The 18,307-nt window shown below is 53.0% G+C and carries 16 protein-coding genes; 7 read left to right on the top strand and 9 right to left on the bottom strand.

Annotated elements, in window-relative coordinates; all coding sequences use genetic code 11:
- The first annotated feature begins 9 nt into the window (after positions 1–9).
- Positions 10–843, top strand: coding sequence for an FkbM family methyltransferase (locus H6F67_RS21660; protein ID WP_190768726.1), 834 nt, complete (start codon positions 10–12; stop codon positions 841–843).
- Between the two features lie 224 nt (positions 844–1,067).
- Here the strand turns inward: H6F67_RS21660 and H6F67_RS21655 are convergent, their stop codons facing one another.
- Positions 1,068–2,861 carry a DUF262 domain-containing protein gene (locus H6F67_RS21655; protein ID WP_190768725.1) on the bottom strand — a complete coding sequence of 598 codons (1,794 nt, stop codon included), beginning with the start codon at positions 2,859–2,861 and terminating at the stop codon, positions 1,068–1,070.
- Positions 2,862–3,046: 185 nt separating this feature from the next.
- On the opposite strand from H6F67_RS21655, the gene H6F67_RS21650 reads away from it, so the two are divergent.
- Complete coding sequence (locus tag H6F67_RS21650; RefSeq protein ID WP_190768724.1) at positions 3,047–3,922, top strand: DUF6997 domain-containing protein; 876 nt, start codon at positions 3,047–3,049, stop codon at positions 3,920–3,922.
- Between the two features lie 109 nt (positions 3,923–4,031).
- Here the strand turns inward: H6F67_RS21650 and H6F67_RS21645 are convergent, their stop codons facing one another.
- Positions 4,032–5,684 carry an AarF/ABC1/UbiB kinase family protein gene (locus tag H6F67_RS21645; protein ID WP_190768723.1) on the bottom strand — a complete coding sequence of 551 codons (1,653 nt, stop codon included), beginning with the start codon at positions 5,682–5,684 and terminating at the stop codon, positions 4,032–4,034.
- Between the two features lie 95 nt (positions 5,685–5,779).
- Here H6F67_RS21645 and H6F67_RS21640 point away from each other — a divergent pair, with 95 nt between their 5' ends.
- Positions 5,780–5,941 carry a hypothetical protein gene (locus tag H6F67_RS21640; RefSeq protein ID WP_190768722.1) on the top strand — a complete coding sequence of 54 codons (162 nt, stop codon included), beginning with the start codon at positions 5,780–5,782 and terminating at the stop codon, positions 5,939–5,941.
- A 143-nt stretch (positions 5,942–6,084) separates the two neighbouring features.
- Here the strand turns inward: H6F67_RS21640 and H6F67_RS21635 are convergent, their stop codons facing one another.
- The 3 genes from H6F67_RS21635 to cruF form a co-directional block, all read right to left on the bottom strand.
- The gene (locus tag H6F67_RS21635) at positions 6,085–6,867 is read right to left on the bottom strand and encodes a ZIP family metal transporter (protein ID WP_190768721.1); all 783 of its coding nucleotides are present in this window, start codon (positions 6,865–6,867) and stop codon (positions 6,085–6,087) included.
- Positions 6,867–8,072, bottom strand: coding sequence for a 2'-O-glycosyltransferase CruG (cruG, locus tag H6F67_RS21630; protein WP_190768720.1), 1,206 nt, complete (start codon positions 8,070–8,072; stop codon positions 6,867–6,869). Before cruG ends, H6F67_RS21635 begins: the two co-directional genes overlap by 1 nt.
- Before the next feature lie 97 nt (positions 8,073–8,169).
- The gene (gene cruF, locus H6F67_RS21625) at positions 8,170–9,090 is read right to left on the bottom strand and encodes a gamma-carotene 1'-hydroxylase CruF (RefSeq protein ID WP_190768719.1); all 921 of its coding nucleotides are present in this window, start codon (positions 9,088–9,090) and stop codon (positions 8,170–8,172) included.
- A gap of 325 nt (positions 9,091–9,415) precedes the next feature.
- Between cruF and H6F67_RS21620 the strand changes: the two genes are divergently transcribed.
- The 3 genes from H6F67_RS21620 to ruvX are packed head-to-tail and all read left to right on the top strand — an operon-like array spanning position 9,416 to position 12,190.
- Positions 9,416–10,582, top strand: a complete 1,167-nt coding sequence (locus tag H6F67_RS21620; RefSeq protein WP_190768718.1) for a F420-0:Gamma-glutamyl ligase — start codon at positions 9,416–9,418, stop codon at positions 10,580–10,582.
- 43 nt (positions 10,583–10,625) lie between these two features.
- A complete protein-coding gene (locus H6F67_RS21615; protein ID WP_199304562.1) occupies positions 10,626–11,765 on the top strand; it encodes a GNAT family N-acetyltransferase in 1,140 nt (379 codons plus the stop codon).
- Positions 11,762–12,190, top strand: a complete 429-nt coding sequence (ruvX, locus tag H6F67_RS21610; protein WP_190768716.1) for a Holliday junction resolvase RuvX — start codon at positions 11,762–11,764, stop codon at positions 12,188–12,190. The genes H6F67_RS21615 and ruvX overlap by 4 nt, the downstream gene beginning before the upstream one ends.
- Here the strand turns inward: ruvX and H6F67_RS21605 are convergent.
- Positions 12,141–12,380, bottom strand: a complete 240-nt coding sequence (locus H6F67_RS21605; RefSeq protein ID WP_206753930.1) for a hypothetical protein — start codon at positions 12,378–12,380, stop codon at positions 12,141–12,143. The two genes, ruvX and H6F67_RS21605, sit on opposite strands and share 50 nt — an antisense overlap.
- A 172-nt stretch (positions 12,381–12,552) precedes the next feature.
- On the opposite strand from H6F67_RS21605, the gene H6F67_RS21600 reads away from it, so the two are divergent.
- Positions 12,553–12,876: a hypothetical protein gene (locus tag H6F67_RS21600; RefSeq protein WP_190768714.1), complete on the top strand. Its 324-nt coding sequence runs from the start codon at positions 12,553–12,555 to the stop codon at positions 12,874–12,876.
- Between the two features lie 81 nt (positions 12,877–12,957).
- Here the strand turns inward: H6F67_RS21600 and H6F67_RS21595 are convergent, their stop codons facing one another.
- The 3 genes from H6F67_RS21595 to H6F67_RS21585 all read right to left on the bottom strand — a co-directional run bounded on the left by H6F67_RS21595 (position 12,958) and on the right by H6F67_RS21585 (position 18,267).
- Positions 12,958–16,098 carry an efflux RND transporter permease subunit gene (locus H6F67_RS21595; RefSeq protein WP_190768713.1) on the bottom strand — a complete coding sequence of 1,047 codons (3,141 nt, stop codon included), beginning with the start codon at positions 16,096–16,098 and terminating at the stop codon, positions 12,958–12,960.
- 238 nt (positions 16,099–16,336) lie between these two features.
- Positions 16,337–16,741 carry a GFA family protein gene (locus H6F67_RS21590; protein ID WP_190768712.1) on the bottom strand — a complete coding sequence of 135 codons (405 nt, stop codon included), beginning with the start codon at positions 16,739–16,741 and terminating at the stop codon, positions 16,337–16,339.
- Positions 16,738–18,267, bottom strand: coding sequence for an anthranilate synthase component I family protein (locus H6F67_RS21585; protein WP_190768711.1), 1,530 nt, complete (start codon positions 18,265–18,267; stop codon positions 16,738–16,740). The genes H6F67_RS21590 and H6F67_RS21585 overlap by 4 nt, the downstream gene beginning before the upstream one ends.
- Positions 18,268–18,307 lie beyond the last annotated feature (40 nt).

Raw genomic sequence — 18,307 nt, 5'->3', positions numbered from 1 at the left:
GTTGAAGAGATGTGTGCAAAGCTTAAAGAGACAGTGTTGCCCAATGGGATGACAGCATTTTGTTTGCGAAAAGAAGAGGTGCCGCTAGTTTATCAACAGGTGCAGGAGTATCTCAAGAATGGAATTGAATTAAATCAAGGTGACACTGTATTTGATGTCGGTGCTAATATCGGCTTGTTCTCACTATACCTCTACCAAAAGCTACACTTCGACTTAAATATCTATGCCTTTGAACCGATCCCAGTTCTCTACGAAGTCCTCAAGCAAAATGCTGAGCGCTTGGATACAGAACAGCTAAAAGTTTTCCCCTTTGGACTCTCGCAAGAGCGTAAATCTGTCATGTTTGGCTATCATCCGAATGCTAGTCCGCTCTCTACAGCTTACCCAGAAGATTCTATTCGAGAGCGGGATAAACTTAAACAAGCGGTTCTCAGCAATTTCAGCAGTTCCCCTGCGGTACAAAAACTAAAGTGGTTTCCTCCTTTTTTGCGATCGTGGATGATCGATCGCAAGTTAAACCAAATCTTTCAATTTGAACAAGTTCACTGTGAATTGAAAACTCTATCCGAAGTCATGGTTGAGCAGAAAATCAAGCACATTGATCTACTCAAAGTTGATGTGGAAAGAAGCGAATTAGATGTGCTTCTGGGGATTAAAGTAGAAGACTGGCCGAAAATTAAACAAGTCGTGGTTGAGGTGCATGATTTGGAGAATCGAATAGAAAAAGTGACGACCCTACTTAAAAAACACGGCTTTAGAAATATCGTTGTGGAACAGGAATTGATGCTCAAAGGAAGCGATATCTTCAATATCTACGCCTCAAACAAAGTAAATTTTACTTGATAATTAATTGAAGGATGTTGTGTTGTGTTTGATACCGTTTGGCAGTGGACGAGTTAGTTGCGAGGTGGAATGGGCGAATTCAGCCGACCAGTCCCTGTTTCCTACAGCGATCGATTTAACGACCCTGAACGCGGAGCAAGCCGCGATCTTGAGAAGTTGGTTTGTCGCGCCATCTGCCTTGCGTGGGTTCAGGGAAGTTTAGAGGCGACATTGAGTATCAGCAGTCAGGCACTTTCTCGGTTTGGGGGCGGCGGGGCAATTTCGAGACGGGCACCGGCAGGTGCCTTGCCCATGACCTGACTCACTAGGGTCAGCAAGTTTTGGGTGCGGGTGGATAGAAATGCGTCAAAGTCATCATTCCACATCGTTTCGGGTTCAATCAGGTGCGATCGGGCAATGCCCTCTACCTCCAGTGATCGCAAATACTCGCTGGGCGCTTTGCCACCGATTTTTTGATTGCTCAGGCGGGATAAGGGGGTGCGGTTGACTAAGCAGTGATATTGCGCCACCGGGATCGCCTGCTGCTTACAGTAGGCAACCGGAAAAATGTGGTGCGATTCGATCGGATCATCGTAGTGCCGTACATCCAACAGGGCTTCTCCAGTCGCAAAGTCGATCGCCCCCTGCTTCCGCAGTAGGGCGCTGAGGCTCTTGTATACGGCTCCATGACGCCGTTGTACGTTGAGCAAACGGTTGGTGTTGAAAAGCGCATCGCTGATCGTCGTCGGCATTACTCCACCATTCACCAGCCAACTGGGAACTTCGAGCATGTCGCGGGCAGCACGGGCTTCGTGCCAGGAGGTGTAGGAGGCGGTGCAAGCGCCACACCAAAACCACTGCTCTAGGCGCGATCGCTGCGATTCGTGCGGGTAGCCAATCACTGTCAAGATGGCGGCTAACGCAACCAATTGGATTTGGTAGGGCACATCTTCTGGCAAAACAATCCGTTGCCCGTGCAGAAATCGGGCGGCTTCTTCGTAGCCTACCGCTACGGCATCGGCATGACGCTTATACTGCTCAACCGACAGATTCAACACTTCTTCACGACTACAGGCGACGGCGGGCAACTTCTGCGGTGGCAGGGCGGCTTTGAGGGCTTGCTGACGACGGTAGTGCGTTGCCACCAGCGTCACACAGGAGAGGAAGTCGGTTTCACGAACGACGTGCAGGACACGATGCTGCTTGAGGCGCTGAGCTTTGTTGATCCAGTCTTCGCGCAACGAGAAGTCGGCACTGGCAAAACAGGCGGTTGCTAAATCAAAAAAGTTCAGCTCTGTGCCTTGCGTATTGGTGCATTCAAACACTTGACAGACGGCAGGCTTGGGCAATTCGTGCTTGAGTTGAATGACGGGAATCTGGTAGTGTTCAAACCGTTTGATCACTTCGCGCTCAAAGCGATCGATCAGTTCAAGTTTGGCAGCGTCGAACTGCCAGTGCTGCGAGTAATGTTTACGCCACTGGGCATATTGAAAGCTGCTGGCGACTGGAAATAAACCAAGCTCATACTCTTTCTGCGGGGTCGAGCAATCGATCGCTTTGCCCTCACTGCCAAAGCCATGCTTGATCCGGCTTTTGTTGAACCCCAAGATAGCTTGCGATCGCTTCACTTGCGGATCGAGCGCCTTGGCGATGTCGATGTAGTACCAGCGACCGGTTGTCTTGGGTGTGCGTTTGTCTTTGATCTTGACTGGGTTGCCGGAAAAGAGCGCCATGAACAGCGCAGTGACTCGCTGTTGGCCGTCGAGAATTAGATGGGTGGGCGGCGGAGGCTGTTTGAGTGTCACGCCCTCGACCAATCGTGGATGAAAACTCCAACTGCCATTGCCCTGCTCCAATAGCATGATTGCTCCGACCGGCCACCCCAAACTGATGCTGGCAAGCAGTTGAACGACTAGTTCATCGCTCCAACAAAACGATCGCTGGAGGTCGGGGATTTGGACTTTGCCCTGCCCAATCCGTAGCAGCAGATCGGGCAGGGCTTCTTTGGTAATGTCAAAGGTGGAAATGATCGAATTCATACGCGCACCAACCGCTGTCATCTGAGGGGATTGCTGGCAACGATAGAGCAGTTGTACTTGCCAGGGCAAGACTTGCTGGCATCCTGCCGACAAATGTCGGGAATTGATTGGGCGCGACCTGTGATTGTCGGCTTGGAGAGCAATCAGGACGAATAATATAATTTAACAAGCTTCCGATCGAGTGTATGAGTAGAATCTTTGAAAATGTACTGCTTGAGATGAGAGAAAGAAAGGTTATATATTCAGAGCCAAGATCATTTCAGGAGTATTTAAGAGCAAATCATATTAATTCTCAAAATACGGCAAGCCATATATCCATTCAGAAGATAGAAGATCTAAAGCCGGAACTTCGCAAGGAGGGATACATGGTTTTTCGTCTTGGTTCGCGCCCAAATGACAACAACACATATTTTGCTTTGGCGGCTCTAAGTAATAAAGATGATTGGTCAGAGTATTTCTTAATAGACAAAATAATTTTCAAAGATACACAACCAGAGATCTTTCTACCAAATGTATCTATCAGACAGCTATTCGCCTTTAATCTTCTATCAAATCTTACTGAAAATTCTTTAATCAACCTTGCAATCTCTTCAGGTCTTCTTGCTAATGCTCTCAATATCGAGACAAGTGAAAGTCTTGCTGCTTCTGCTTCTGGACAGGGTATATTCTCGTTTGAATTCAAGCCGAATTCTCAGTCAGAATTGATATGGAACCATTATAAAGGTCAAGTAGAAATAGATGCTTTGTTTGTGGGACGGCGCAACTCTCAGGAGACTCTTTTTGTAGTTGAAGCAAAAACCTCTAGCAGCTTTCAATCATTAGCAAAACACAAGCTCGTTTACCCTGTTTTAGCACTAAGAAGTAAAGTTCCAGGTTACATCCCGATGATTCCTGTTTATGTTAGGGCGATAAAATCTAAGAGCAGACAAGAAATCAGTTTTTACATTGCTGAATGCACTCCTCTGGATGCAAGAAAAGAAACGATTTCTATCAACAAACTAGATGTTGTCTCTGTTAAACATCTAGTTCTGATGGGATTCAACAACGACCAATCGTTTTGAACAAGTACAATTATTGTTTTCATCAATCGCTGCTACCAATCGCGATGTCACGATCGGTAGCCATGTCGTAATGAAGTTTGATCGATTACACACATTGAAATTCTTAGCCTTAACGCAGCCTGCCCGATCGCCAAATGCTTACTAACAGCCACAGCCCAACCAGACTCGCAGCCGCAAATAACACATCGCTGACCCAAAAGACCTGACTATTTTGAGCAGTTGACGAGATAATCGCCGCGCCCATAATCAGCGAGCCAATCACGATGCTAAACGATAAGCGATTGGCCGAAGAATCAACCGTCCGGCGGAGCGGATCGAGTTCGCGGATGGTGAAATTCCACTGCAAGGTTTCGGACGTGACGCGATCGAGCAGCATTTCAATTTGCCGAGGCGACTGGAGCGAGAGATTTTTTACATCCAGCGCGGTTCGCAGCAAGGCGGCAACCGGAGCTTCCCCAACTAGCTGACGCTGAAACACCTCAGTCATCATCGGGCGAATTTTGTTGGGAATGTTGAATTCTGGGTCAAGGGCGCGGGCGATGCCTTCGAGGTTGGCGATCGCCTTGGCGCACAGTCCCAAATTTCCAGGAATTCGCACTTTGTTATTGCGGGCAACTTGCAGCACTTCGTAAACAAGCTTGCTGAAGTTCACCTGCGCGATCGTCATGCTGTAATACTGCCGCAAAAGGCGATCGAATTCGCGCTCAAGCTGAATGCGGTTAATCGGTTGTGCGGGCGGCGCAAGCTGCAAGGTGAGTTGCGTACAGCGCTGCGCGTCGAGATTGACGATCGCGAGGACGAGTTCGAGGATGATCTGTTGCGATCGCGGATCGAGTCGTCCGGCCATGCCGCAGTCAAGCAAGGCAACACGGCCATCGGTGAGGTAAAACAAATTGCCCGGATGGGGATCGGCGTGAAAGAAGCCGTCCAAACAAATTTGCTGAAAGAATGCCCGCAGCAGCACTGTTGAGATCTCGCGCTTTTCTGCTGCCACATCGCCGCCATAGCCGATGCCCTGAAAGTTACCCAGCAGCAGCGGAACGCCGTCTAGCCATTCCATGACCAGCAGTTTTTCAGTCGTCAGATCCCAGTAAATTTCGGGAACGACCAGCTTTTGCGCGTCGAACCAGCGGCTTGTGGAAAGATTGCGGCGAAGCTGATCGGTGTATTCCGCTTCCTGCATGAAGTTGAGTTCATTTCGCAGCGCTTGCGCGAATTCTTCCGCCAGCGACACCACATCGTAATATTGGCCGAATTCAGTTTGCGAAACCAAGTTGGCAATCAGGCGAATCAGCGAAATGTCTTGATCAATCACCTGTTCCAATCCGGGACGCTGCACTTTGAGCGCGACACGGCGACCGTCGCGTAAAACGGCTTTGTGGGTTTGGGCGATCGATCCTGCCGCAACCGGAATCGGGTTAATTTCGGAAAATGCTTCGGCCAGCGGTTGGTGTAGCTGCTGCCGAATCACAACCTCGACATCTTCCCAGGGCACGGGCGGCACTTCGGCTTGCAGCGTTCCCAGGGTTTCGATGTATTCGGGTCGCAGCAAATCCGGGCGTGTGCTGAGCAACTGTCCCAGCTTGACGTAGACTGGCCCCAACTCAACGAGGATGTTGCGTAAAACTGCTGGCGTAGGCAGGCGTGGCTCGTCAGCTTTGCCTCCGGTAAGCAGTTGGCGCATATAATCCCAACCGTTACGCAAGACAACTTCAGCAATTTCGCGCTGGCGGGAACTGGTTTGAACTAAACGTGAAAACATAAGGGTTAAGCGGCGAATCGATCGATCCACCAATCTAGATTCTCTTAATTAAGGCTAACAATTCGACTCGCACAACTGTCTCAAGAGGGGAATCTGTGATTGAACCGTTGGTGTTGCCCCTTGCAAAAGGTGGCTGTGGGGACAGTATCGTGCCCGCACAGGCGATCGAGCCATTTGCGATCGTGCCCGCCGGACTGCCCCAGAAATTTGTCACGCGAAGTTCATCTCTCGATCATGGAAGTGACAAACTCGGCTGATACGGTATTAATCACAGGTGAATGAATGCTATGGAGGAGGCGGTTGCTGCTAGCAATAAGAGATGGAATTCCGGTGGCGTTCCTCTCTGGCAACTGCTCCTCCTTCTTTCTTCTTCGCCACGATCGCTTTTTCGCCGCGATCGCTATCCCAACGCGACATCAAGAAACATCATTAACACAAATCCAATCATCACGCCTGCGGTTCCGGCTTTTTCGTAGCCGTGACGGTGAGATTCTGGAATGATTTCATCGCTAATCACAAACAGCATTGCGCCTGCCGCGAAACCCATCGCGATCGGAAAAATCGGCTGAACAAGCGCAACCGCTCCGGCTCCAATCAAGCCGCCGATCGGTTCTACCAGTCCGGTCAGGGTACTCACCAAAAGCGCTTCGCGTCTGCGGTAGTTCTCGGTAATCAAAGAAAGCGCGACCACCAAACCTTCCGGCATATTCTGGAGGCCGATGCCGATCGCCAGCGCCACACCCGCCGCCGCATCGTCACCGCCAAAGCCCACGCCGACCGCTAAACCTTCGGGAAAGTTGTGAATCGTGATTGCCAAGATGAACAGCCAGACGCGCTTGAGGTTTGCCGCACTGCTGCCTTCGCGCCCCTTCACAAAATGTTCATGTGGAAAGTAGTGATTTGCCAGCCACAGGAAGATGCTGCCCAGCATCACGCCCAAGCCAACCAGCAAAGCCGCATTCGTTCGCCCGCCGCTTGCTTCTGCTGCCTCAATGCCCGGAATAATCAATGAGAAGGCGGAGGCTGCGAGCATCACGCCTGCACCAAAGCCGAGCATCACACCTTGAACGTTGGGCGTGACGCGGCGAATGAACAAAACGGGAAATGCGCCGACGCTGGTGCCGAAGCCTGCGATCGCACTTCCAATCAGTCCCGCTGTGACGGGTGAAACATGCTCAAACATCACTTTACTGAAGAATAGCTGCGACCGCGCCACTGCTTGGGAGTTTGAATCGACGAGATTAAAATCCGCACAACCGCTAGCGGGTCGGCCAGCGGCGACAGCCAGAATATCCAGGGTAGCGGAGATTGCGATCGATCGTAGGAAGACTGAATCGCCAGCAGCATTCCAAACCGAATGATTAGTAAAATCACGTTGACAACAAGAGCAGCGAGAACGGGGAGCGTCTGAATCCCGGTCAGCCATGCGATCGCTAGTCCGACAAAGGCTAAGAGCGGAATTCCCTGGACGGCAAACAAAAATGCGACATCGCCCCACTTCTGACTGACCGTGCAGGCGTCTTTGAGATCGAGCGATCGCCCCCATTCCCGCCAAGTTTCCGCCGCTCCTTCGTACATTCGCACTTTGAGAATTTGTGACCCGTCAAAGAATCCGACTTTTGCGCCGTGATGAGCGGCATTGCGGGCGAGGGTGACATCATCGCAGAACGAATCGCGAGCGCTGCTGTAGCCGCCTAATTCCGAGAGCAGCGATCGACGGCTGAGGAAACACTGACCGTTTGCCATGATGCGATCGGCTCCGCCAACGCTGGCTCCGGCTGGCCCAAAGCGGTAAAGCAACGTCATCAGCAAGGCAGGCTGGAGGCAAAGTTCACCGGGATATTTGAGGATGAACTGCGGGGCAAGTGAGAGCAGATCGTAACCTTCCGCTTCGGCAGTGGCGACAACGCTGGCAACCAGTCCGGGCTGCGGCTGGGTGTCGGCATCGATTCCTAAAACCCAAGTGCTGCGATCGCTGCTGTGCAAAAAGCCGTTGTGCAACGCCCAAGGCCGACCGACCCAGCCTGGCGGCAACGGATCATCGGTCATGACGCGAAAGCGGGGATCGCGCTGGGCAGCAGCTTTGACCAGATCAACGGTACCATCTTGCGATCGACTGTCCACCACAACGACTTCTCGCACCTCATGCCCTTGACGAGTCAGGCCAGCTAAACAAGGCGAAATCCGTTCCGCTTCATTGAGCGTTGGAACAACAATGCTCACTGTGCCGAGTAACTCAGGCGGCGCGACTTTTGGGGTTAAGGGCGGATAGCGTCCTGGCCCCTTAAGCAACCGAGACAGGAGAATCGCGACAGTGGGAATCTGAATCACCAAGAGGACGATCGCGATCACACTCACAAATAAGTTTTCAACCGATGAGCTTTCCACAGTGCATCCTTATCAGCAGAACACGGGAACTGAGAGCTTCAATCCCCGTGTTCTGCAATTGTCGTTCGATTGGCAAGAATTGAAAGATTGGCGAAACTTAAACGGCGACGCGCTTATTTTCAGTTTCAGAAGATTCGGTTTCGATCGGCAGCACGATCGCCTCGCTGCTGGTCTTCGGTTTGGCAAGGCTCCAGCAAACGATCGCAGGTACAACGCCAACCAAGATGCTCAGCAAAGTTGGAATCCAGTAGCGGACATCGAGTTCAGCGATCGTAATCACTGCACCAAATGCGAAATTGACCAGGTAGACCAGCAAGGGCGTCCAGAGTTGCGATCGCGTTAGCTTCAGGTCAGCCTTACCCCAAAACAAGCTGGCGACCGACATAAAGAGGATGCCTGTACCGAGCCAGCCTGTAATGTTGCGATAGGGCATTCCAAAGAACTCGCCCACATCTTGAAATGACCAGAACGGATAGGGCGCTTGGCTCATGGCCGGATCGAGAACAAAGTCCCAAGCGGTGAGAAACAGTGCGCCGAGGGCGATCGATCCGACGATTTTCACCCAGCCTTTCACGCCTTTGGCTTCCAGTGCGGCTCGTCCCAGCACATAAGTAGACATGCCGACGTAGAACCAGGAGAGCGGAATGGTGAATGGCACAAGTCCAGCGATTTTGTAGCCCAAGCCGCTGAGATACTGATAGTGACCGAAGGGAAAACCTGTGCTGGTTCCGAGCAGTTCGCTTCCGGCTGAGAGGAAGACGGCGGGCAGCATGAACGTCAGCCAGTGCCGCAAGCCCAAAACGCGATAGGCATAAACGGCAACGGTGATCGCACCCAGCAGAATGTAAACCACGCCGCCGCCCGACATACTCAGGCCAAACGCCTGCTGACCAAACGGCGGCAAGGCCGCAATAAATCGCGGATTGGGCAGCACCAGCAGCAGCCCTGCCAGCCCAAACAGCAAGGACATTACGTGACCTATTAGGCAGAATTGCTCAACCCTAGCCAGTCGTTTCATTACGGAATCCCCAGAACTTGAAATGCTCACAACCCGCTCCACCGCAGAGTTTCAAACCGATCGAATATGCCTGCAAGCAGCCGTTACTGCTGAGAGCTTTAGCTGGTGTCTAGTGTAGGGGCTAAAGCCGATCGCGAAAACTTTTGTTTGCAGGATTACCCGTATTATTGTTACAAAGTATTACTAAAAACTCTAGAGGGTACGATCGATTTCTCCATTCGATTTGCCCCAAACGCGATAAAAATAGAATCTCTTAAACTTTTTGCACACGCGCCACGAGTCCGGTAGTCTGGCTAGAGAGCAGTTTCACAATAAGGGTGAGCAGGTGAGCATAGTAGCGACGGGACTGGCGATCGCAGTTGCACTCGCAGGCGGCAGCGTTGCCCTGATCGAGCGGCAATATCGGCAGCGTCCCGGAAACGATCTGCACATGACAGCGGGCGACTGGCAGCTTGACTCCAGCGATCCCCGTCACTATCGGCTGGTCGGAAAGCTGGAACTGCAAAACCGCACTCCGCGCCAAGAAATTTTTATTCCTGAAGTTGAAGCCAAAGTAACGCTGCTCTCTCGCGCCAGCATCGACGGAATCAAAACTCAGGTGCAAATCACACCTCATCATCCTGACGCTGCTGCAAGACCGGATGGCTACTGGTTTGCCTACATCGTCAAATTGCGGAAGACAACCAAGCTGGAAGTGGCGATCGACCTGACAGGCGACCAGCTTGACCAGCTTCAAACCGCCTGGATTCAAATTCACTACATCACCTATGGGCCAGAAGGCCGCATTCCCAAAACCCGTCATGCGATCGTGCCGCTGAAGTTTCCCGATCCCGATGCGCCGGAAAAGTGGCGATCGACCGAAGCGGGCGACGTGATGCCAATCTACACGCATCTGCTGACGCATCTAGACGATCCCGTGTCGGTTGTGCAGCGCTACGTGTCGCCTCATGCCAAACCCGGAGACGTGGTGACGATCGGAGAAACACCGATCGCCATCATGCAAGAGCGCTTCCATCACCCCACAACGGTCAACCCCGGATGGCTGGCGAAACGTTTGTGCTACTACTTTTTGCCGACATCGAGCTTGGCAACGGCTTGTGGAATGCAAACCTTGGTGGATATTGTCGGCGCGTGGCGGGTGTTTGGCGCGTTTGCGGTGGGAGCGATCGCCAAAGTTCTCGGCAAGCCCGGCGTTTTCTATCAGCTGGCCGGAGAGCAGGCGCGGCTGATTGACGACGTGACGGGAACGCTGCCGCCTTACGATCAGTTCATTGTGTTGGGGCCAGAGAATCCTCAAGAAGTCGTGGACGAGATTGAACGGGAAACCGGACTGTTGGCGGCGATCGTCGATGTGAACGACCTCAAAGCCGTCAAAGTTCTAGCAGGTTCATCTAAAATTCCGCCCGGACTGCTAGAGAAAGCCTTGCTGAGCAATCCCGCAGGCAATGCCGATGAGCAAACGCCGATCGTGCTGATTCGTCCTGCAACATAGAAAGCAGATACACTAAGAGTGTAATTAGTGGGCAATGCACACTATGGCTCCTGCGCTTGAACAATCGAATTTGACGATCCGGGCTTCGCAATATCGCGATCTGGAGGCGATCGCCCGTCTCTTCGCGCAGGAGCAAGCCGATCAGCCGCACCCCGCCCAAAACTTGCAGCGCTGGTATGGTCTGCTGAAAAGCCTAAGCTGGTTTCCCAATCCGCTGCAAAATCTGTTTCGCACCTATGTCGCAGAAAACGATGCAATCTGCGGTGCAATTCACGTTTCGCCGTTTAACAGCACGCACAGCACTTGGCGGGTCGATCGCGTTGCCGTTGCGGAAGACCAATCGCCAGCCGAAGTCGGAACGCAACTGCTGCGCCACTGTTTGCAAACCATTTGGCAGGCGCGAACCTGGCTCACTGAAGTCAACGTCAACGATGCCAGCGCACTCGCACTCTATCGCCAAAACGGATTTCAGCCGCTCGCCCACATGACCTACTGGACGATCGCCCCTGAACTTCTCCAGACGCTGGCTGAACGCGAACCCGATCTGCCCAATCTGATGCCCGTCAGCAATGCCGACGCCTGCCTGCTGCACCAGTTGGATACCGTCTCGATGCCGCCCTTGGTGCGTCAGGTGTTCGATCGCCAAATTGCCGACTTCAAAACGAATCTGTTTCAGGCAACAACAGGCAGCGTGAACCGCTGGGCAAATCGACGTGAGGTCGTCTGCCGCTATGTGTTTGAGCCGCAGCGCAAAGCCGCGATCGGCTACTTCAAGCTGCATCTCAATCGCAAAGGCGATCGCCCTCACACCGCTGATCTCACCGTTCATCCCGCTTATACCTGGCTGTATCCCGAACTGCTAACGCAGATGGGGCGGATGGTGCAGGGCTTTCCCACGCAGGCAATTCAGCTTGCCTCGTCGGACTATCAGCCGGAGCGCGAAGAATATTTGGAGCAGTTTGGCGCAACTCGCACCGAACACACGCTGATGATGTCGCGATCGGTTTGGCACAAGCTGCGCGAGTCAAAGCCTGTTTCGCTCGAAGGACTTCAGCTTGCCGAAATGCTGCAAGGTCTCCAGCCTGCCCGCAAGCCGATTCCCAGCCGCTTTACGCTGCTCGACTCGATGCAGCCGCCGAAGCCCGAAGCACCTAAGTCGGACGAACAGCCACCTGCTTCATGATTTCTGCGATCGCGCTCGACATTGGCAAAAAGCGCATCGGCGTTGCAGGCTGTGACGGCCTTGGCCTGATTGCAACCGGACTGACGACGATCGAACACCGCTCTTTCAATCAAACGATCGAACAACTGCGCCAAATCGCCCAAGACCGTCGCGCCGAAGTTCTCGTCGTCGGGTTGCCCTACCTGATGAACGGTGAACTGAATCAGCACGCTTTGCAAACGCAAAAATTCGCGAATCGGCTGGCGTCTGCGCTGCAACTGCCGATCGAATTTGTCGATGAACGCCTCACGTCCTACGAAGCCGAGGAGCAAATGATTTCGCAGGGGCGATCGCTTCGGCATGAGAAAGGACTGATCGATCGCAAAGCCGCCGCAATTATTTTGCAGCAGTGGTTGGATGAGCGGCGATCGAAGTTGAAGAAATAGCAAATAATTCAGTCTTGCGGATTTCTACAATTGTTTTATGAATTTGCAGAAATGCAACGGGTATACCAAGAATTGCTGTAACAGCAACTACGCCAGCAATAACTTTAACCAATGCACCAAGATTGCCCAAAAATCTGCGTTTTGTTGATTGCGTTTGAGCGTAAGCAGGTTGATAAACTAACAGCACCACAATGAACAGTGCTGGTATGAGTAGCCCAAGCGATCGCCAATGCATTGCAAAATTGGCTAAATTCCTCAATTTCAAAAACTGCGAACGAACCTAGTTAATCTAACGTTTGATATAGGTTCTGTTGGGTAGAACAAATTAACATTACTTTTCAGTCGTATTTAAGCCAGAGCAAATGACATCTCAACTCAATCGTGATCCAAAGGAAGCGGTGAAGGAACCTACATTGTTCGATCGCACTTTTCGAGACAGCGAGGGCAATATTGTTATTGCTCAAATGCCCAATCTACCAGTTCTGGTTGGGTTAACAGCAACCTTGCTTCAATTCGTGCTTCCAAGTGGAAGAATTCAAACAGCATTAGGTTTAGTAGCATTTGGTGCTTTATTCACTTGGGCATGGCAAGAACTTTTTGAGGGAGTTAACTATTTCCGTCGAGCACTCGGCTTAATTGGATTAGTGGGCTTGATCGTGCTGGGACTGAACCTCGCTAGTGTGTGAATCATCACAACTCCTAAAAAGCAGGAGCGATCGCCTTCAGCAAGCGATCGCTCCTGTCATCTTTCACTTGTGTTTGGGCACTTATGCTTGGGGACGAGCACCAAAGCGTTTGCTGAAGCGATCGCGCAGTCCAGAAATCACGATGTAGAGAATTGGGACGACAAACAAGCTGAGGAAGGTCGAGACGACTAGTCCGCCCGTCACGGCTGTACCGAGCGAAAGGCGGCTTCCGGCTCCGGCTCCGGTTGCAACAAGGAGAGGAATGTTGCCCGCCAAAGCCGAAAACGAAGTCATCAAAATCGGGCGGAGACGTTCTTGCGAAGCTTGGACGACCGCTTTGACCGTTGGCAGTCCGGTTTCGCGAAGCTGATTGGCAAACTCCACAATCAAAATCGAGTTTTTGCTTGCCAAGCCAATCAGCATCACCAGTCCGATCTGGCAATAGACATCATTCACTAAGCCGCGCATCGACTGCGTAATCAGCGCTCCAAAGACAGCCAGCGGCACGGCCAGCAGAATGATCAGCGGGTCGATGTAGTTTTCATATTGTGCCGCCAGCACGAGGAAGACGAAGACAATTCCCAAACCAAAAATGAGGGGAGCCTGTCCACCCGATTCGATTTCTTCCAGCGATGTGCCCGACCATTCATAGCCGAATCCTTGCGGCAGCACTTGCGCGGCGACACTTTCCATTGCGGCGATCGCATCTCCCGAACTCGATCCGATGGCGGGAGTGCCGTTAATTTCGACCGATCGATACAGGTTGTAGTGGTTGATCGTTTGCGCTCCGGTTCGCGGCGTCAGCGTCACCAAACTGCTGAGCGGAATCATTTCGTCTCTGGCCGATCGCACATAAAGCTGGCCGACATCTTCGGGTTTCGATCGAAATGCTTGATCGGCCTGCACATAAACGCGATAGTTGCGGGTTCCCAGCGTAAAGTCGTTGACGTATTCCGACCCGATCGCCGTTTGCAGCGTTGAGAAGATATCTTCGATCGACACCTGCAATGCTTCGGCAGCGTCGCGATTCACTTCGACCAGCATTTGCGGCGTGCTGGCGGCGTAGGTGCTAAACACCGCCTGCAAGTCTGGATTTTGATTCGCCTGTCCGAGCATTTGCCCCATCGCCTGCACCAGAGAATTGATGTCGCTGTTGCCCCGACGGTCTTGCAGTTGAAACGTGAAGCCGCCAAAGTTGCCCAAGCCTTGAATGGCAGGCGGATTGATGGGAAAGACGCGGGCATCGGTGATTTGCGAAAATGCGCCGAACAGCTTGCCGACGATCGCCTGCACCGATTGATCCGGGCGTGTCCGTTCTGCCCAAGGCGTCAGCGTGGTGAAGACAACGCCGCTGTTGGCCGTGTTGCCGCTGCCCAAGCTGAAGCCGCCAACCGTAAACACGCCGACTGCTTCCGGCAGGCTCAGCAACTCCTGCTCGATCTGGCGCATGACGCGATCGGTGTAGCTGAGCGACACGCCTTCGGGAGCTTGGACGACCGTAATGAAATAGCCTTGGTCTTCTTCGGGCAAAAATCCGGTCGGGACGCTGGTATAGAGCCAGGCGGTGAGGCCAAGCGAGACGATGAACAGACCGACGACGATCGACTTGAACCGCACCAGTCCGCCGAGCAAGCGGGCATACCGCTCTCTTGTCCAGTCCACGCCGCGATTGAAGCGATCGAACACTCTGCCCAACAGTCCGCCTGTTTCCTGTCCTCGCCGCAAAATCAAGGCGCACAGCGAAGGCGTCAGTGTCAAGCCAAGCGTACTGGAAACGAAGATGGCAAACGCGATCGTCAGGGCGAACTGGCGGTAGATCGCGCCCGTTGTGCCGGGAAAAAAGGCGACCGGAACGAAGACGGCAATCAGCACTAGTGACGTGGCGACGATCGCGCTGGCGAGTTCGCGCATACATTCGATCGCCGCCTGTCTGGGACTCATGCCGTCCTGAATTTTGCGGCTGACATCTTCGACGACGATGATCGCGTCATCCACGACCAAACCTGTAGACAAGGTGAGGCCAAACAGCGTCAGAATGTTGAGCGAAAAGCCAAACAGTTTGACAAAGGCGAACGTGCCGATCAGCGTGGTCGGAATGGTGATGAACGGAATCAGCGTGGTGCGCCAGTCTTGTAGAAAGACGAAGATGACCAGAACGACGAGGGCGATCGAAACGAACAGGTTGTAGACCAATTCTTCGATCGACACTTCCACAAATGCCGTTGTGTCAAAGGCGATCCGATATTCCAAGCCCGGTGGAAAAGTGCCTTTCAGCCGCTCCAGTTCTGCTTTGACGGCTTCAGCCGTTTCCAGCGCATTGCTGCCCGGTAGCTGCGTAATTCCCAATCCGACGGCTTCTTTACCGCGAAAGCGCAAAAACGAATTGTAATCTTCCGCGCCCAGTTCCACCCGTCCGACATCTTTGAACTTAATCAATGTGCCGTCTGCCTCGGTACGCAGCACAATTTCTTCAAACTCAGCCGGATCTTTGAGCCGACTTTCTGCCCGCAAATCAAGCTGAAAAAGCTGCTCGCTGTCGGCGGGCTGCTGACCTAATCGTCCGATTCCGGCCTGCAAATTTTGCGAATTGAGGGCGTTGACGACATCTTGCGGTGTTAGACTGCGGCTGGCGAGTCGCGCCGGATCGAGCCACATCCGCATCGCATACTGGCGTTCGCCAAAGATGATCACGTTGCCGACGCCGCGAATTCGCTTGATCGCATCGGCAATGTAGAGATCCGTGTAGTTGCTCAGAAAAATCGGGTCATAGCGATCGTCTTCGGTAAACAGCCCGATCGCCATCAGAAAATTGCTTGATTCTTTGTTGACGACGACTCCGGTTCGCTGCACGGATTGTGGCAGTTGCGGCTGCGCGACCGAAACGCGATTTTGCACATCCACAGCGGCCAAATCGACGTTGCGCGTACTGTCAAACGTGGCTGTAATCGTACTCGTGCCGCTGTTGCTGCTGCTGGATGTCATGTAGCGCAAGCCCTGTACGCCGTTGATTTCGCGCTCCAGGATGTTCGTGACGCTGCTTTCGACCGCTTCGGCATCCGCTCCGGTGTAGATCGAAGTGACGGTGACGGTCGGCGGCGCGATTTCGGGAAACTGAGCGATCGGCAAGGTCGGAATGCTGATCGCACCGAGCAGCAGCACAATCAGCGCAAAAACCGTTGAGAAGACTGGCCGCTTGATGAAAAATTCGACAAAGGCGAGCATAGCGATCGAGGGGTGAAGTTAGCAGCGAGCGCCGACAACCGCCGAATCATCACAGCGATCGAGAACAGGTGAGGAGAATGCAGCGGAAATTTGCTCAAAAGTAGGCAGTTGCATCCGGTCGCTAGCTCGAACAATCAGAACACTTGAACTTTAGCGCTCTGTCTTTGATAGGATACCACCGACTTTTAAATCGCGCTTGTGCGGTGAAATGCAGGCGGCAAGTGATTGAGTTCGATCGCTAGGCATCTTCTGGATGATGCGGTAGCAAATCATGCAAATGAATCCACTTTCTCTGACTGCTTGTCCAGATGTGAAATTGCGGCGCTAGGCTGTCTGGTCGATCGAGGCTGCATACCGTCAAATCAATTTCACTCAGTTCACGGCGATCGCTGCGGTTCTCAAATGTGAAAAAGGCGATCGGAGTGCCGCAATTTGGACAAAAGCCGCGATCGGCATTTTCGGAAGACGCAAAGATCTTCAGTTTGCCCTGCGTCCACTCGACCTGCTCCGGCGCATAGGTTGCCCAAGTCACAAAGGCGGCTCCGCTCGATCGCTGGCAGATCCGGCAGTGACAGTGAGCGATCGCTTTCGGTTCACCCGTCACGCGATAGCGCACCGCGCCACACAAGCAGCCGCCGATCATGACCCCAAACAGCGAATGGCTTCGAGCATTCCTTTGGCTTTGTTGAGCGTTTCTTGATATTCCAGTTCCGGCTGCGAATCGGCGACCAGTCCGGCCCCAGCCTGAACACTGACCAAGTGAGAACCGTCGGGCTGAGTGCGAACGACCATTGTGCGGATGGCGATCGCCGTATTCAACTGCCCTTCAAAGTCGTAGTAGCCATAGACGCCGGAATAAACGCCGCGCCGACAAGGTTCCAGGTCGTGAATGATTTCCATTGCGCGAATTTTCGGTGCGCCGCTGACCGTTCCGGCGGGAAAGCAAGCCTTGAGCAGATCCCAAGCCGTCTTACCCGCTCCCAGCTTGCCGATCACGTTGCTGACGATGTGCATGACGTGCGAATAGCGCTCGATCACCATCAGTTCATCGACCGTCACCGTACCGCTCGTACAGACGCGACCGAGATCGTTGCGTCCCAAATCGACCAGCATCACGTGTTCGGCAATTTCTTTTGGGTCTTGCAGCAAATCGGCAGCGTAGGCAGCATCTTCCGAATTGGTTTTGCCGCGTGGCCTTGTTCCGGCGATCGGCCTCACGGTCGCCGTTAGATCCGCTTCACCTAAATGCTCCGCCTTCACCATCACTTCCGGACTCGACCCGATGATCTGCCAGTCTTGAAAGTGGAAATAGGCCATGTAGGGCGAGGGGTTGACCAGTCGGAGCGATCGATACAAGGCAAACGGATCGCCACGATACTCAGTCGAAAGCCGCTGCGAAATCACGACCTGAAAAATGTCTCCAGCGCGAATCAGGGCTTTGGCGCGATCGACATTCGCACAATACTCTTCTTTCGTCGTATTGCTGGTGTACTGAACGGGGGGACGATCGCTGCTCGAGGGCGGCGTCCATTCCAGCACCGTGTCGCGTCCCGACAAAGGCAACTGAAGCTTGGCGACCATTTGATCAACGCGATCGCAAGCTTGCTGATACGCCTGCTGCAAATCCACTGCGGGATTCCGCAGGTCAGCATAGGCGATCGCCCAGATTTTCCGCTGCACCTGATCAAAAATTAGCAGTTGATCGATCTGCATCCACAGGCCATCCGGTGGATCGTCGGCAGTCAGCGCATAAACGGGAACGCGAGGTTCGATCCATGAAATCAGTTCATAGCCCCAAAAGCCATACAGTCCGCCGATTCCGGGCGGCAGATTTGGCAGCTTGACCGGGTGATATGGCTCCAGGCAAGCGCTGAGGGCAGCGAAGGGATCGCCCTCAAAAACCTGGGTTGTGCCATCGCGGTGCGTTTGTGTAGCGCGATCGCTCCGTGCCTCCAGCACCCACTGTGGATCGCAGCCCAAAAAGCTGTAGCGGCCAATCTTTTCACCACCCTCAACTGATTCCAGCAAAAAGCTGTAGGGCTGTCCGGCACAAACCTTGTACCAGGCGGACACTGGAGTTTCGAGATCGGCAACCCATTCTTGATAGACCGGGACGAAATTTCCCTGGGAAGCAATCGCGGCAAATTGAGCAAAGTCAGGAAAAATCATGAGTTTACCCTACCGCAATTTGGCGCGAGTGGCCGAGTCA

Origin of the sequence: Microcoleus sp. FACHB-1515 (assembly GCF_014696105.1) — a bacterium.
Classification (GTDB): domain Bacteria; phylum Cyanobacteriota; class Cyanobacteriia; order Elainellales; family Elainellaceae; genus JAAUTJ01.
This window is presented reverse-complemented; position numbering and strand designations above follow the sequence as displayed.